Source organism: Asticcacaulis sp. P2_B1 (genome assembly GCF_056404915.1).
On record NZ_JBFUDD010000005.1, the window covers coordinates 64,416 to 79,189 of the forward strand.

Genomic DNA, 14,774 nt, shown 5'->3' on the forward strand with positions numbered 1-14,774 from the left:
TAGCTTTCGCCAGCGTTGGGCACGGCGCTTGCCCGTCTTTAGGACAAAGTCCGTGACGGAGGGGGTTGCTGTCGCAAGCCTACCGTCCGGCCTTCGCCGTTTCGGCCAGATGTGTCAACTCCAGGAATTCCTGGCGGCGGTAATCGTTCTGCGATCCGGCGAGAGCACGCGCATCGGCCAGCGAATAGGCGCCCATATATTTATCACCGCGCAGTATCTCGCCATAGGCCGCCACGGCCGCGGCAAAGGCCAGGTCACCGGTCGCCGTTTTCCGGTCGTTCATCCACGAGGCCGGCACCGCCTGTTCGATCAGGCGCGAGTTGTCCTGATCCGGCAATTTATAGCGCAATTTCAGCCACACCATCTCATTGCCATGGTCTCCGCTCGCCGCGACGTCGGCGCTCTTGTTGGCGTCGAAATGGCGGTCGGGCAGCCAGCCCTCGACACCGGCCGGGATGATTTCATACAGCGCCGTAACCTGGTGGCCGGCGCCCATATCGCCGGCATCGACGGCGTCGTTGTTGAAATCTTCCTCGGCCAGGGCGCGGTTTTCATAACCGATCAGGCGGTATTGCGAGACATATTTCGGATTGAACTCGACCTGGATCTTGACGTCCTTGGCGACCGTGAACAGGGTCGCCGACAACTCGTCGTCCAGAACCTTGCGGGCCTCGGAGGCGTTGTCGATATAGGCGTAATTGCCGTTACCGATATCGGCCAGGTGCTCCATGGTCGGTTCCTGGTAATTGCCCTCGCCGAACCCGAGCGTCGTCAGGGTGATACCGTCCTTGATATTGTCCTTGATCAGCTTTTCCAGGTCCTTGCGATCGGTGATGCCGACATTGAAGTCGCCATCGGTGCACATGATGACGCGATTGATGCCGCCCCGAACCATGTGGCTGCGCGCCATATCATAGGCGAGCGCAATACCGGCGCCGCCCGCCGTCGAGCCGCCGGCATTGAGACATTCCAGCGCCTGGTGGACATATTTGCCGTCGGAAGTCGGTTCCAGCACCACACCGGCGGCGCCGGCATAGACGACGATCGACACCTTGTCGTCCGGACGCAACTGATCGGCCAGCATGCCGAGCGCATTCTTGACCAGGGGCAGTTTGTCGGGGTCATTCATCGAGCCGGACACATCGACCAGGAAGACGAGATTGGCCGCCGGACGATCGGCGCGCGGCACGTCATAGGCGCGCAAGCCCACCCGCAGGATGCGCGAATTGGCGTTCCACGGCGTCTGGGCCATGTCGGTGGTGATCGAGAACGGCTTGGTCCTGTCCTCGGGCAAGGGATAGTTATAGCGGAAATAGTTGAGCATTTCCTCGGTGCGCACGGCGTCGGCAGGCGGGGCTTCGCCGCGGTTCAGCATGCGCCGTACATTGGTATAGGCGCCGGTGTCGACATCGACCGAAAAGGTTGAAACCGGTGCGGACGCGACGCTCATGACACCGGACACCTTGTTCTCGTCATAGGTCTCGGTATTGGGCTCGGGCGCCCGCCGTGACAGACCTAGATAACCTGCGTAGGCAGGCGGCGCTGCGGCGTTCATTTGCACCGGCGGCGCGGCATACTCGACGTGTTTTTGCTGCGGAACCGGTGGCATTGGGATGGGGGGCGGAGCGGCCATATCCGTCGGGGGTGACACGCGGGGCTTGACGAGGGGTGGGGGCGGGGGCGCGATAGGTGAAACCACGGCAGGCGCATAAACTACGCCACCGCTCACCCTGCCATTGTTGCCATCGCCACCGTCGACGCAGCGTACCGGCGACGGCTTGGGCACGGGCGTCGTGGCAACCGCCGCGAACGGCAAAGGCGCCGATGAAACGAACACCATGGCGGCCGCGCCGCTCAACAAGATTCCGCGCATAAAACCCTCCCTGTTCCCCGTGCATGTGCCGGGCATAACGGCGATACTCAACCCCGATTACGTAAAAAATATGTCACGGAACAAGGCCTTCACGTGGCAGGTTTTCCGTGTCAGATTGACGACAAATAATTCCAAAAAACGACCAGGGACGATACCATGAAACGCCTCACCTTATGCCTCTCCGTGTTAGCGCTAACCGCCTTGCCGGCCATGGCTGAGACGCCCGCGCCCATGACCGCTGAACAGGACCATCGGAACATGATGGACCAACTGCATATCACCACTTTGCGGCCCGGCCCCAGCGGTGACGAGAATGCCCCCGATCACGCCAATTACGACGAATCCAAGGCCAATCCCTATCCCGATTGGCCCGACGTTCTGACCTTGAAAAACGGGCGAAAAGTCACGACCGCGGAGCAATGGTGGCAGCAGCGCCGTCCGGAGATCGCCGCCGACTTCGAAAGCCAGGTCTATGGCCGCATCCCCGAGCATGTACCGGGCGTCACTTGGACCGTGGTCGCCAGCGAAACCGAATATATCAATTTCCGTCCGGTAGTGGCGACGCGCCTGGTCGGCCATGTCGATAATACCGCGGATCCATCGATCAATGTCGACATCCAGATGATGCTGATCCTGCCGGCCGGCGCCGCGGCCAAGCCGGTACCGGTGCTGGAAATGTTCACCTGGGGCGCGCTGAAATTTCCGGCGCCGATGCAGCCATCTCCCGACGACGTGGCCAAGATCGACGCGGCTTTGAAAGCCGAGGCGGTGGCGCGCGATCCGTCCTTGGCCGCCGTTTTCGCCTCACATCCGGCCTATGACCTGGTGACGCCGGCGCCATTTCCGCCGCCGCCCGGCAGTGGCCCGGAAGAGCGTATCCAGCAATTGCTCAGCGACGGCTGGGGCGTCGCCCTGATCAACCCCGTCAGCATCCAGGACGACAACGGCGCTGGCCTGACGCGCGGCATTATCGGCCTGGTCAATAAGGGCCAGCCGCGCAAGCCCGACGACTGGGGCGCGCTCAGGGCCTGGGGCTGGGGCGCCAGCCGCGCGCTCGACTATCTCGAAACCCAGCCCGGCGTCGACGCCAAACATGTCGGCATCGAAGGCGTGTCGCGCTATGGCAAGGCGGCCCTGGTTACCATGGCCTTCGACCCACGTTTCTACATGGTCCTGGTCGGTTCGTCGGGCGAGGGCGGGGCCAAGCCGCACCGGCGCAATTTCGGCGAAGCGGTCGAAAGCCTGACCGGCAGCGGCGAATATCACTGGATGGCCGGTAATTTCCTGGCCTATGGCGGCCCGAAGACCGCGAACGATTTGCCGGTCGACGCCCATGAACTGATTGCGCTCTGCGCCCCGCGGCTGGTCTTTATCAGCTACGGCGCCCCCGCAGCCGGCGACGCCAAGTGGCTGGACCAGCAGGGCAGCTATATGGCCACCGTCGCCGCCGGACCGGTATGGAAACTGCTGGGCGCCAAGGATCTCGGCGTGGGCGATGATTACAAAACCGCCCAAATGCCGCCGATCCTGACCGGTTTGCTGGATGGCCAACTCGCCTGGCGCCAGCACGACGGCGGCCACACCGACGCCCCCAACATGGCCAGCTTCATTCAATGGGCCGACACGAATATGGGGCGCAAACCCTGATCAAATAGTCATTCGACCTGCTTGTACATCGGATAAAATTCGACATTGCCGTATTTGGCGACGGCGGCTTGCACCTCCGGACGACTGCACGCCGTTTTCGCCACCTGTTCTTCCTGCTTGTAGAATTCGGTCGAGGGCTCTGACAGATAGCCTTGCATCCAGGTCAGGGTTTCATTGCGCGTAACCGGATTGTCGAGGCGTTCGATGAGGTTTGCCGCCATGCCGTCGGCATCGCCCGTGCACAGCAGGGCGCTGCGATAGGGACTGTAACCATCCTCCGAATGGGCCTTCATATAGGCCATGGTCTCGGCCAGCTTCGCCGTATCCCCCAACTGTTTATAGGCGCACGCGCGCACCTCGTTGGCCGCCATCTGGCCGTAGGCGCTGACATGGTTGTCGACATTCTTGACCGCGTCCAGCGCGTCCTGCGGGCGGCCGGAAGCGTAATATTCGTCGCCGAGATTGATCGCCTGGCTGACGTCGTCGCGACTGCCGGCGGCGCTGTCCCGGGCGACTTCCTGGGTCTTGACCTGATCCTCGGTACGGCCAAGCCGCTGCATGACGGTCGCTCTCGTCATGTGAATCCATTGCAACTGCTCGGCCTGATCATCATAGACCGGCTTGTCCTTGGGCGCTGCCGCTATCTTGGCCAGCGCGTCGTCGGCCAACTTCAAGGATTCGTCCAGTTGCCCGGCATCGGCCAGCCGCACGGCCAGAGCGCTGACACCTTCCAGATCACGCGGATGGGCGAGCATGAGCGCACGGGCCTCGGCAAGCGAAGCCTCCAGGCTGGCCTTGAAATCTCCGGCTTTCGGATAGGTCACCAGAAACGGCGCATACCGTTTGTCGGCTCGCAAGCGGATCACTGTAGTTGGCTCGCGAAACGCCGTCATGACCTCATGCGCCTTGTCGGTCTCGCCATCGGCGACATATATTTCGAACAGGTCGAACCAGGCTCGTTCAGGCGTCAGGTACATATTGGGTCCGCGATAGTGGGCGGTCCACAGGGCTTCCAGCAGCGCTTTGCGGGTGGCGCCCTTGTCGTCGCGAGCACGGGCTTCGCGCTCCACCTGGACGACAAAGCCGACTTCGAAATATTGCGCGCTGGTCGGAGCGACGCGAACCAGGCCGAGAAACGCATCGGTGGCAACGTCCTTGTGGCCGGTCGCGGCGGCGGCGCCCATCATCGTGCCGTAATACATCTGATCGGTGGCGTCGCCTGTCGCAGGCCCGGCAGCGACCAGGTGATCATAGGCGGCGGCCTGGTCTCCGGCCATGGATTCGGTCATGGCCAGCGTAGACAGAATGCCGTGGCGAACGCTCGCGGGCAGGTCGGCAAAGGCCGGGTCCGCGACGACGTCGTTCAAGAGCAGCCGCGCACCCGGATAATCCTGGGCCGTCAGCTTGTCGCTGATCGATTGAAGGCGTGCGGCCAGCGGCGACACGGTCACCTTCCGGTGCACGTCCTCGTTCGCTTCCTTGACAGTTGTCGAAGCGTGTACGCTCGTCGACGCCAAGGCTATGGCGACCGTTATAGCCAACGTGCTTATGATCTTCATGGTTCATCCCCCGATTGCGAAAGGACCCTAACGCGCCGCCCGCCAACTGTCACCTCATGGCAAAAAATAAAGAGATGATGTGGATTGCGGCGCGCACAACCTTTGCGTCTTTCCAGACTTGGCGACCTCATGTAGCTTTCGCCACCCTACATGACCGGAGGCGCCATGACCGATACCCCGTCCGAGCCAGCGACGATCCTGGTTGTTGACGACGATCCGTCGGTCCGGCAATTCAGCGCCGACGCCTTGACCCATCTCGGTTACCACGTCGAAATGGCCGACGGCGCCGTTTCGGCCCTTCGGACCATCGACAGTCACCCTGAAATCGCCCTCCTGTTCACCGACGTGGTCATGCCCCAGACCAACGGCCGCGCCCTGGCTCAGGCGGCGCAAATCCTCCGGCCGAAGTTGCGGGTTCTGTTCACCAGCGGCTATAGCGGCGACGTCCTGGTGCAAAACGGCGTCGGGGAACCCGGCATCGACCTGCTGGCCAAGCCGTTCACCATCGACCAGCTGGATAGCCGCGTTCGTCGTGCCCTGACCCGCTGAATCGCCAGAGGCGCCTGTTAACTTTCCGGCTTCTCCGCCGCCACCGATCTGCTAGGATCAATCCGGCAGCCCCGGCCAGTGAGATCGCGGCGCCTTCGGAGAAGACGTCATGAAATCAGCTATCCTTATCGCCGCGGCCCTTATGCTGGCCGGACCGGCCACCGCCGGCACGATCGGTCAATTCACCCAGCAGGACGACATCGGCGCCGTCAAACAGCCCGGCTCGGCCACCTTCGACGCCAAGACCGGCGTCTACCGCGTCACCGGCAATGGCGCCGACATCTGGGCCCATACGGACGACTTTCATTTCGTTAGCAAAAAAGCCTCCGGCAACCAGGCCATCGCCGCCACCCTATCCTGGGTCAGTACAGGCGGCGACCCCCACCGCAAGGCCGGCGTCATGATGCGCCAGAGCCTCGATGCCGACAGCGCCTATGCCGACCTGGTCGTCCACGGCAACGGCCATGTCGCCCTGCAATATCGCGAGGTCAAGGGCGGCGACACCCACGAGATCGAGGCGCAACTGCCCGGACCCGGCCGCTTCGCCCTCGAACGCGAAGGTGACTATGTCTTTATGTCGGTCGCCGGCCCCGATGGCGTCTTGCACCACGCCGGCGGTGGTTATCCGGTCAAGCTGGAAGGCGACTACTATCTCGGCCTGGCCGTCTGCGCCCACAGCGACACCGAAACCAAGACGATGGACTTTTCCGACGTCGCCCTGTCGGTGCCGCCACCGGTCGCCACGCCGGTCAGCAAGGTCGAAAGCACGCTGGAATGGATCGACGTCACCACCACCTATCGCGTCGTCGTCTACAACACCACCGACCATATCGAAGCGCCTAACTGGTCGCGCGACGGCACGACCCTGCTGTATAACAGCGAAGGCCATCTCTTCACCCTGCCCGTTGCGGGCGGGACGCCGGCCATGCTGGATACCGGCAGCCGGCACACGCTCAATAACGACCACGGCTATTCGCCCGACGGCACCCAGCTGGCCATCAGCGACCAGACCAGCGACGATGACGTCTCGCGCGTCTACGTCCTGCCGGCGACAGGCGGCGAACCCAGGCAGATCACGGCCCAGGGCCCGTCCTACTGGCACGGCTGGTCGCCCGACGGCAAGACCCTGGCGGTGATCGCCCGGCGTAACAACGAATTCGACGTCTACGCCATTCCCGCCGCCGGCGGCGCCGAGACGCGCCTGACCACGACGCCGGGTCTCGACGACGGCGCTGACTATTCGCCCGACGGCCAGTGGATATATTTCAACAGCGTCCGCAGCGGCAATATGAAGATCTGGCGCATGCACCCGGACGGCAGCGCCGCCGAACAACTGACCTTTGCCGACGATACCCGCGACTGGTTCCCGCATCCGTCGCCCGACGGCAAATGGATCGCCTATGTCTCCTTCGGCACCGAGGTGGCTGTCGGCGACCATCCGGCCAATCACGATGTCCGCCTGATGATCATGCCGGCGGCTGGCGGTGAAGCCCAGGTCCTGACGCGCGTCTTCGGCGGTCAGGGCACGATGAACGTGCCGTCCTGGTCGCCCGACAGCACGCGCATAGCCTTTGTCAGCTATCGCCCGATCCCATAATGTTAAACAATTAAGCCCTGCATCGGGGCGACGCCGGCTGAATCCGGGAAGACCTTATTGGCCAATACGTCCGGCGAGACATCGAACAAACCGGTCATGACGCCCTTCGCGACCGCACGCAGGTCGGTGGTCGGCGCCAGATCCCGCGCCTGATACAATTGCGTCGGCTTCAGGCCCGGCCAGTCGGCGATGATCCGGCCGCCCTTGACCGCGCCGCCTGTCAGGAAAGCCGCGGCCGCCGTGCCGTGGTCGGTGCCCATGGTGCCGTTGACGGCGGCGGTGCGGCCGAACTCGGTGATCACCAAAATGGCCGTGTCATTCCATATCGGCCCCAGCGTCGTCTCGAACGCCGCCAGCGCGCCGTCCAGCCCACCAAGCTGCCGGTCCAGCCGCGCCGGCTCGGTCGTGTGCGTGTCCCAGCCTTCGAAGGCGAGGGCGGCGATGCGCGGACCGTCGTCTTCAGCCAGCAAATGCGCCATGCCGGTCGCCATGGTGACCATCATCTGCGGGTCGCCGGGACCGTTGCCGCCGACTTTCAGGTCGATCCCGGAGGCGATCCTGTTGCTGATCAGGGCGTCATTGAAGACCTGCGCCAGGGCGGGATCGCCATCCTGGTACATGGCCAACACGCGCGCCGGCAGATCCGGGTCGTCGAGCCCGAGATTGGTCGGCGCCCAGCCGAGCACATTGGCCGGCCCGCGAATGACCAGCGGCGTCGCCGTACCGACCGACAGGCCTCGGCGCGGATCGACGCCCTGACCGGTCGGCAGGGTCTGCAAAAAGCGGTTCAGCCAGCCGGAATCGACCTTGCCCGCACTGGCATAGCCGGACTCCAGCACGTCCTGGCCGTCGAAATGCGAGCGGTCGCGATAGGGCGACGCCGCGGCATGGACGATCAGGGCGTTACCCGCCTTGTATTGGCGTGCGAAATTGGGCAGGGACGGGTGCAGGGCGAAAAACCCGCCCAGCGGCAAGGGCGCCGGATCGGCCGCGCTCAACCGGCCGCGCAGGTTCTGGAAGTCGGGATCGCCGACCGGCGGCACGGCGCTCAGCCCGTCTAGCGCCCCGCGCAGGATGATGGTGACGAAGCGCGGATCGCGTGCTCCGGCGGCCCGGGCGCGCGCGGGGATGATGGCGCTGAAGGCCCCAAGACCCGCGGCGCCTCCAAGCCACTGCAGAAAGTGGCGGCGTCCCAGCGGTGTTTGGAAAGGTGTCGAGCTGTTCATGTCAGCGCCTCAAAAATTCGGGTGACAGGAAGACCAGGCTGACGCCCTGCGGTCCCGACTCGGCATGGGCGATAGCGGCGCGCGTGCTGTCGCTGAGCCGCGGGCCCAGTAGGCGTTCGGCAAAGTCGCGCGGGTCGGTGTCTTCGGGCGCTTCGGCGGCGATATCGGAGGCGACGTTCATGCGCGCGGTCAGGCCTTCGGGTGTCGCCCAGGCGGCGAATTGGTCGGAAAAGCCGTTGGGACCGGACGGGTTCCACAGCGGCTGGCCCATCATGCTGAGCGTCTTGGACACGCGGCTCGGGGACGGGGTGAGGCCGGTGCCGCGCAAGGTGGCGATCAGCCATTCCTGCGGCGAGCGTATCTTGACCGCCTCGGGCGTCCAGGCTTCGTCGGATTCGATCAGGACGTGCGACACTTCGGCCAGGTCCCCGCCGGTGGCCCGAAAGGTGTCGGCCAGGCGGTCGACCAGGCTGGGGGGCGGCGTGTCGGCGACGAAATGGGTCGCCAGCTTGGTGGCGATAAAGTGGGCCGCGGCCGGGCGCTGGCACAGGTCGGTCAGGATGTCGGCGGCCTGGAAGAAACCGGCATTGTGGTAAGCCTTGCCCAGAATGACCTGATTGCCCGGCTGGTGGTTGCCGGGCGCGAACATGAAGTCACCATAGGGAATGTCGGGGTCGTTCTGGCGGTGATTGACGGTCCAGCCGGTCAGGGCCTTGGCGAAATTGGTGACGTCGGCCTGGCTGTAGCCGGAATTGACCCCGAGGATGTGCAATTCCATGATCTCGCGCGCCAGATTTTCGTTCAGGCCGCGGCCGCTTTTCAAGGCGGCCCGCGACTCAGGTCCGATCGAGGTGGCGTTGTCGAGGAAGTTCAACATGCACGGATGGGTCTCGACGGCGAGAACCAGGTCGGTGAAGCGGCCGAAAATATTGGGACGGATGGCCTCGCGTTCATAGGCGCCCGAGGTGATGCGCACGGCACGCGACTTCGACGTCGCAATGGCGAAGTGGTTGGTCCAGAACATGACCATGCGTTCGTTGAAGCCCACCGTCGCGTCGGCATAATTGCCGTTATAGCGGGCGTCGATTTCGGCGTTGAAGTGCTCGGACGTCGGATTCGGATTGCGCGTCTCCGCGGCCTCGGCGCCGGCGGCGGGTGGTGGAGCCTTCCTCTGCCGGCGTTCCAGCTTGACGAGGTCGAGCAGCTCTGCGAGCAGTTCGGGCGTGGAGGGCAGGGGCTCTTCACCGGTAACCGGCGGCGCGCCGCGGCGGATTTCATCGTGCAGCCGGCCGCGAATATCGCCGGTGACGGCTTGGGTGCCGGCAGCCCTGGCCCCCAGTCCGAAACGGGACAGGGCGAGCGCCGACTCAAATTCTGCTGACTGGACCATGACTGAACTTTACCGCAAAAAAGTTTTTTGCAGGTGCGAAAATACGCGGCGTTCAGGGCTGAAATATGGTTGAATTAGAACGCTTCCGAGGTGATTTCAGACTCCCCGGAAAACCACGCCCGCTTCATGCCTTGCGAACGGAACGGCACACTGACATGGCCGTGGGCGTTGACGGAAATCAGCCCGCCCTCGCCGGACATGGCGACGATCTGCTCCAGCACCTGCTGCGCCGCTTCATCGAGCGGTTGCCCGGCCATGTGGCGGAAGGCCAATTGTGACGCGGCGTTGACACGGATGAAATATTCGCCTTGTCCGGTGCACGACACCGCGGTCTGCGCGTCGGCCCACGTACCGGCGCCGATGAGCGGCGTATCGCCGACGCGGCCGGCCAGCTTGCCGAACACGCCGGCAGTCGAGGTGGCGGCGGCCAGGTTGCCGTGGCTGTCGAGGCAGACGCAGCCAACCGTGCCGTGGCTGAGCGTTCCGGGCGGATGGTTGGACTCAAAGCGGCCCGCGCGTTGAAAATAAGCGTCCTCGTCGGCGATACCGGCAAAGCCCTGCTCGTTGGCGAAAAGGGCCGCCCCTTCGCCGGCCARCATGACGTGAGGCGTGCGGTCCATCACCGCGCGCGCCACCTGGACCGGGTTCTTGAAGCCCTGCAGGGCGGCGATGGCACCGCATGCCTGGTCGGTGCCGTTCATTACACTGGCGTCGAGCTCGTACCAACCGGCGGCATTGGGCGAAGCGCCGCGTCCGGCGACATAGAGCCCGGAGTCTTCCAGCGCGGTCACCACATCGGTCACGACATCCAAAGCCGTGGCGCCGCCCTGCAACGCGGCGCGGGCGGTTTCGCACACCTGGCGCATATTGGCGATCTCGGCGGAATAGTCGCGGCCTTGCTTGGCGCCGGCGCCGCCGTGGAGGGCTAAAGCGATCATGAGTCTCTTTCCTTGTTCGCGGCGGTCTTAGACTGAAATGCTTTCAGGTGAAATCGTTTTTCCGCGCCAGGTCGAGCGCCATTTTTCTGACCGGCATTATAATATAATGTAACACTCTTCAGCGCACATTATCCGTCCAACCTCAGGAGCAACAAGATGAACGCCCAGACGAACCCGGTTCCAGACGCCAACACCAAAAAGTCGCCCGAAATCTGTGATGTCCTGCGCTTCCACCGCGCCCACGCCCACCTCCACTCCGTGTTCGGCGACGACTGGTTTGCCCTGAAGGCGGAAGCCTTTGCCCGCTTTTTCGGTACGCCGACCTTCCTGATCGGCCAAACCTGCGTCGTCACGGCCTGGATCGTCGCCAACGCCACGGGCCTGGTCAAATTCGACATCTATCCCTTTATCCTGTTGAACCTGGCCTTCAGCCTCCAGGCCGCCTATGCCGCGCCGCTCATCTTGCTGGCTCAAACACGCCAGGCCGACCGCGACAAATGCACGGCGGAGGCCGATGCCCACCATCGTGAAGACCTCGCCCACGCCAGTGACGAGCGCCAGGCGATTGCCGCCAGTCAGACAGCCATGCTGCTTGAGATGGTCGAGCAAAACACGAAGCTCACCGAGACGGTTAAGGCTTTGACAGAAAAAGTCGCCACCTTGACAACCGAGGTTCACAAGCAGCTCATGCCGCAGGGCAAGACGTCGTCGTAGAAGACATACTTAGATACGCAGACGACGATAAACTTGATCCTCCCCGCTTTGGCTGCCGCCGAGGCCCGGGGCGGAGCGTCGCGAACGTAMAGCGTTCGCAGAGACGGGACCGACGCGCCCTTGCGCGTTGGTGGTGGGGCTCCTTCTAAGACGCGCAGACGACGATAAACTTGATCCTCCCCGCTTTGGCTGCCGCCGAGGCCCGGGGCGGAGCGTCGCGAACGTACAGCGTTCGCAGAGACGGGACCGACGCGCCCTTGCGCGTTGGTGGTGGGGCCCCTTTTTTCGAACGAATCCACAGATTGAGCGTGAAATTTCCATTCTGCTCAGTGATTGCCTATGGGATAAATTGGCATTGTCCTGGCCGGATATTGGATATATCCATTGGCGAGACACAACGCATTTGAGGACACATGACATGACCGCGCGCACCGCTTTTTTGTCCGCCTTTTGTTTCGCCCTTGCCGGGCTGGGACTTCCGGCCGCCGCAATGGCCAAGCCCGTGGTCGCCGCCTACTATTTCCCTGCCGGCGAGGTCGTGGAGGCGTTGCAACGCCCCTCGACCGCCAAGCTCACCCATCTCGTCTATGCCTTCGTCACCCTATGCGGCGACAACCCGGCTTTCGATACCGAGCAGAAAAAAGCGCGGCAGGCGATCTGCGCCGGCACGGCCGACTATGGCATTACCCTGCCGGACACCGACACGACGCATGCGCAACTCGCGGCGATCGCCGAACTGAAGCAACACAATCCGGACCTGAAAGTCATCGCCTCCGTCGGCGGCTGGGGCATGCCGATGTTCCCCGACGTCGTCGCCGACCCAGCCCACCGCCAGGTCTTCACCGAGTCCGCCACGGCCTTCCTGAAGCGCTACCCGGTGTTCGACGGCCTCGACATCGACTGGGAATATCCCGGCGGCGGCGACAATGCCCGGGCGCTGCTTTCGGATGCGGCAAGACAAACCGAGGCGGCCGACCATCGCGCCCTTATCGAGGGCCTGCGCCATGCGCTCGACACGATGAAGGCTGGGGACGGTCGCGACCGGCTCCTGACCACCGCCGTTGCCGGCTATCCCCGCTCGGTGGCCGGCATCGACTGGAAAGGCGTCGCCGACGACTTCAACCTCGTCTTCGTCATGACCTACGACTTCACGCCGGAAAAGGCCTTCCAGCGCATCGGCGACTATTCCGGCGGCGGCGGCTGGCCCGGCCACCACACCAACCTGGTCGCCACCCCGTTAACCGACGGCTATGGCGCCGACGCCATGATCCGCAACCTGGAAGCCGCCGGCGTGCCCCAGGACAAGATGGTGCTGGGCGCCGGCTTCTATGCCCGCGAATGGACCAAGGCCAGCTTCGACGCCGGCCGCTTCCCGGCCAGCGCCTCGGCCGGCACGTTTGTCGGCGCCTCGTCTTGGCGGGAGGTCCAGGCCCGCGACCTGCCTGCCAAGGGCTGGACGGCCGGCTATGACGAAGCCGCCCAGGCAGCCTATATGTACGACCCGAAGACCGGCGGCTTCCTGTCGCTCGACACGCCCCGCAGCATCGCCGCCAAGGGCGCCTATGCCCGCCACGAAGGCCTGGCCGGCCTGTTCGCCTGGGAACTGAGCGAGGACGACGGCACCCTGGTCGACGCCATGGCCGCCGCCGCGAGCGGTGAGAATGGGCAGGATTTGGCGCCTGAGGGGTCTCCGGGGCATTAAGAATAGCGGTTCAGTTGATGGCGGAGGGCGGTCGCAAGAGTTGTCACGAACGTTCACCTTACATACGCTTTACGAACCGGCAACATCTTCGCATGGCGTTGTTAGGGGCATCGGAAGATCATGGCAGCCATAGGAGACTAGCCATGGACATTTACACCTATCTTATTGCCGATCACCGCAAGGTCGCGGGCCTCATCGACGACCTTCTCGCGATTAACCTGCAGCACGTTCAGCAAACCCTGTTCGAACAGATCAAGGCAGAGCTTTCGGCGCACGCCACAGCCGAAGAACAGACCTTCTACAAAGCGATCTCCGATGCATCGCATGACGTCCACGTCGAAAAGGATGTCGACCATGCCGAACACGAGCATGACGATATCCGCAATCTCCTGGATAGGCTATCTGAGGAAGCCATGGCGTCCCCCAAATGGATGTTGTTGTTTGGCGAATTGAAGCACGCCGTTGAGCATCACGTCGAGGAAGAGGAAACCGAAGTTTTCTCGGAAGCGAAAAGGGTGCTGAGTGCTGAAAAAGCTGAACAGCTCGCAGTTGAAATGGCCGCACTGAAAGAGCAGCTTTTGCCAACCGTTGCGCCGGTGGCTTAGAGCGAATTCAGCGATCGAGGGCTTGCCCGAACGAAAGAATGCGAACGGAGGATACAATGGCACGGGCCAAAAAGAGATTCGGGTTCATCCATCGCAATGGCCTGTCGATTTTTGCAATCGGCTTCTTTCTGCTGTTCTGGGCCCTTCAAGCCTGGACGGGCTGGCTAGAAAACAACGAGGAACTCAAGGAGAAGGGGGCGCATGCCCTGTCGCTTGGCGCCTATCTTCTCAGTGGCAGTTTCGCCGAGGTCACCTTCGAGAACTGGGAGAGCGAGTTTCTCCAAATGTTCCTCTATGTGATCGCCACTGTGAAGCTGCGACAAATGGGTTCGTCCGAGTCCAAGGCGATGGATCGCGCTGAAGATGTCGACGCCGAGCCAAAACCGAGCGCAAAGGCGCCGTGGCCCGTCCGCAAAGGCGGATGGGTCCTTGCCCTGTACAAGAATTCGCTGAGCATCGCGTTCCTGATACTCTTTCTTGTCAGCTTTGGCCTCCACGCTGCCGGCAGTTACCGTGACTATGTTACGGAAGAACAGTTGAAGAGCCAGCTGCCGGATGGATTTATTGGCTTCCTCGGCCAGCCGCGTTTCTGGTTCGAGTCCTTCCAGAATTGGCAAAGCGAATTCCTGGCCATTGCCTCGATTGTCATCTTGTCTATCTGGCTCCGGCAACACGGATCGCCCGAGTCAAAACCCGTCGACATGCCCCATGACGAAACCCCGTAAGCCCGCGACACTGTTGGAAGGGGTTTAACCGGCACCCGGTTTTCGAAACCTGACTGTCTGACCGGCTTACCGGCCGGAAACTTATCCATTCCTATCCATTTATTTGGCGAAGTTCTGGTCCGGGAGAGGGGGCGGGTATAGACGCATGTGGCGGGATTGCCTACCGGTCCCGGACAAGCTGGCGGTGAATTAATGCAATTCATAAGGCGACCCGAAAATCTGAAGATGGTCCCCGGCGCGATTGATCGT

12 protein-coding genes are annotated in these 14,774 nt (G+C 63.0%); 7 read left to right on the top strand and 5 right to left on the bottom strand.

The window, feature by feature from the left end:
- Positions 1 to 79: 79 nt before the first annotated feature.
- Positions 80 to 1,873: a vWA domain-containing protein gene (locus AC1DX3_RS13690; RefSeq protein ID WP_476989866.1), complete on the bottom strand. Its 1,794-nt coding sequence runs from the start codon at positions 1,871 to 1,873 to the stop codon at positions 80 to 82.
- A gap of 156 nt (positions 1,874 to 2,029) precedes the next feature.
- Between AC1DX3_RS13690 and AC1DX3_RS13695 the strand changes: the two genes are divergently transcribed.
- Positions 2,030 to 3,520, top strand: a complete 1,491-nt coding sequence (locus AC1DX3_RS13695; protein WP_476989867.1) for an alpha/beta hydrolase family protein — start codon at positions 2,030 to 2,032, stop codon at positions 3,518 to 3,520.
- Positions 3,521 to 3,528: 8 nt separating this feature from the next.
- Here the strand turns inward: AC1DX3_RS13695 and AC1DX3_RS13700 are convergent, their stop codons facing one another.
- A complete protein-coding gene (locus AC1DX3_RS13700; RefSeq protein WP_476989868.1) occupies positions 3,529 to 5,079 on the bottom strand; it encodes a hypothetical protein in 1,551 nt (516 codons plus the stop codon).
- Between the two features lie 165 nt (positions 5,080 to 5,244).
- Between AC1DX3_RS13700 and AC1DX3_RS13705 the strand changes: the two genes are divergently transcribed.
- Together AC1DX3_RS13705 and AC1DX3_RS13710 are read left to right on the top strand one after the other, a co-directional pair.
- Complete coding sequence (locus AC1DX3_RS13705) at positions 5,245 to 5,628, top strand: response regulator (RefSeq protein ID WP_476989869.1); 384 nt, start codon at positions 5,245 to 5,247, stop codon at positions 5,626 to 5,628.
- A gap of 109 nt (positions 5,629 to 5,737) precedes the next feature.
- Positions 5,738 to 7,225: a TolB family protein gene (locus AC1DX3_RS13710; RefSeq protein ID WP_476989870.1), complete on the top strand. Its 1,488-nt coding sequence runs from the start codon at positions 5,738 to 5,740 to the stop codon at positions 7,223 to 7,225.
- Between the two features lie 2 nt (positions 7,226 to 7,227).
- On the opposite strand, the gene AC1DX3_RS13715 is transcribed toward AC1DX3_RS13710, so the two are convergent.
- The 3 genes from AC1DX3_RS13715 to AC1DX3_RS13725 form a co-directional block, all read right to left on the bottom strand.
- The gene (locus tag AC1DX3_RS13715; RefSeq protein WP_476989871.1) at positions 7,228 to 8,451 is read right to left on the bottom strand and encodes a DUF1501 domain-containing protein; all 1,224 of its coding nucleotides are present in this window, start codon (positions 8,449 to 8,451) and stop codon (positions 7,228 to 7,230) included.
- Between the two features lies 1 nt (position 8,452).
- Complete coding sequence (locus AC1DX3_RS13720; protein WP_476989872.1) at positions 8,453 to 9,841, bottom strand: DUF1800 domain-containing protein; 1,389 nt, start codon at positions 9,839 to 9,841, stop codon at positions 8,453 to 8,455.
- A 74-nt stretch (positions 9,842 to 9,915) separates the two neighbouring features.
- Entirely contained in the window at positions 9,916 to 10,779 is an 864-nt protein-coding gene (locus AC1DX3_RS13725; RefSeq protein WP_476989873.1) for an isoaspartyl peptidase/L-asparaginase family protein, read from the bottom strand.
- Positions 10,780 to 10,935: 156 nt separating this feature from the next.
- Here AC1DX3_RS13725 and AC1DX3_RS13730 point away from each other — a divergent pair, with 156 nt between their 5' ends.
- The 4 genes from AC1DX3_RS13730 (at position 10,936) to AC1DX3_RS13745 (ending at position 14,525) form a co-directional block, all read left to right on the top strand.
- A complete protein-coding gene (locus AC1DX3_RS13730; protein ID WP_476989874.1) occupies positions 10,936 to 11,493 on the top strand; it encodes a DUF1003 domain-containing protein in 558 nt (185 codons plus the stop codon).
- Positions 11,494 to 11,911: 418 nt separating this feature from the next.
- Positions 11,912 to 13,195, top strand: coding sequence for a glycoside hydrolase family 18 protein (locus tag AC1DX3_RS13735; RefSeq protein ID WP_476989875.1), 1,284 nt, complete (start codon positions 11,912 to 11,914; stop codon positions 13,193 to 13,195).
- Between the two features lie 143 nt (positions 13,196 to 13,338).
- Positions 13,339 to 13,800, top strand: a complete 462-nt coding sequence (locus AC1DX3_RS13740) for a hemerythrin domain-containing protein (RefSeq protein WP_476989876.1) — start codon at positions 13,339 to 13,341, stop codon at positions 13,798 to 13,800.
- 56 nt (positions 13,801 to 13,856) lie between these two features.
- Positions 13,857 to 14,525 (top strand): DUF6766 family protein, encoded by a 669-nt coding sequence (locus AC1DX3_RS13745; protein ID WP_476989877.1) that lies wholly within the window; start codon positions 13,857 to 13,859, stop codon positions 14,523 to 14,525.
- Positions 14,526 to 14,774: the final 249 nt, after the last annotated feature.

What these genes read in the sequence shown, in the direction of transcription:
- AC1DX3_RS13710 (WP_476989870.1), top strand. Translation starts at nt 5,738, where the DNA reads ATGAAATCAGCTATCCTTATCGCCGCGGCCCTTATGCTGGCCGGACCG.
- AC1DX3_RS13740 (WP_476989876.1), top strand. Translation starts at nt 13,339, where the DNA reads ATGGACATTTACACCTATCTTATTGCCGATCACCGCAAGGTCGCGGGC.
- AC1DX3_RS13745 (WP_476989877.1), top strand. Translation starts at nt 13,857, where the DNA reads ATGGCACGGGCCAAAAAGAGATTCGGGTTCATCCATCGCAATGGCCTG.
- AC1DX3_RS13705 (WP_476989869.1), top strand. Translation starts at nt 5,245, where the DNA reads ATGACCGATACCCCGTCCGAGCCAGCGACGATCCTGGTTGTTGACGAC.
- AC1DX3_RS13700 (WP_476989868.1), bottom strand. Translation starts at nt 5,079, where the DNA reads ATGAAGATCATAAGCACGTTGGCTATAACGGTCGCCATAGCCTTGGCG.
- AC1DX3_RS13715 (WP_476989871.1), bottom strand. Translation starts at nt 8,451, where the DNA reads ATGAACAGCTCGACACCTTTCCAAACACCGCTGGGACGCCGCCACTTT.
- AC1DX3_RS13730 (WP_476989874.1), top strand. Translation starts at nt 10,936, where the DNA reads ATGAACGCCCAGACGAACCCGGTTCCAGACGCCAACACCAAAAAGTCG.
- AC1DX3_RS13720 (WP_476989872.1), bottom strand. Translation starts at nt 9,841, where the DNA reads ATGGTCCAGTCAGCAGAATTTGAGTCGGCGCTCGCCCTGTCCCGTTTC.
- AC1DX3_RS13695 (WP_476989867.1), top strand. Translation starts at nt 2,030, where the DNA reads ATGAAACGCCTCACCTTATGCCTCTCCGTGTTAGCGCTAACCGCCTTG.
- AC1DX3_RS13735 (WP_476989875.1), top strand. Translation starts at nt 11,912, where the DNA reads ATGACCGCGCGCACCGCTTTTTTGTCCGCCTTTTGTTTCGCCCTTGCC.
- AC1DX3_RS13690 (WP_476989866.1), bottom strand. Translation starts at nt 1,873, where the DNA reads ATGCGCGGAATCTTGTTGAGCGGCGCGGCCGCCATGGTGTTCGTTTCA.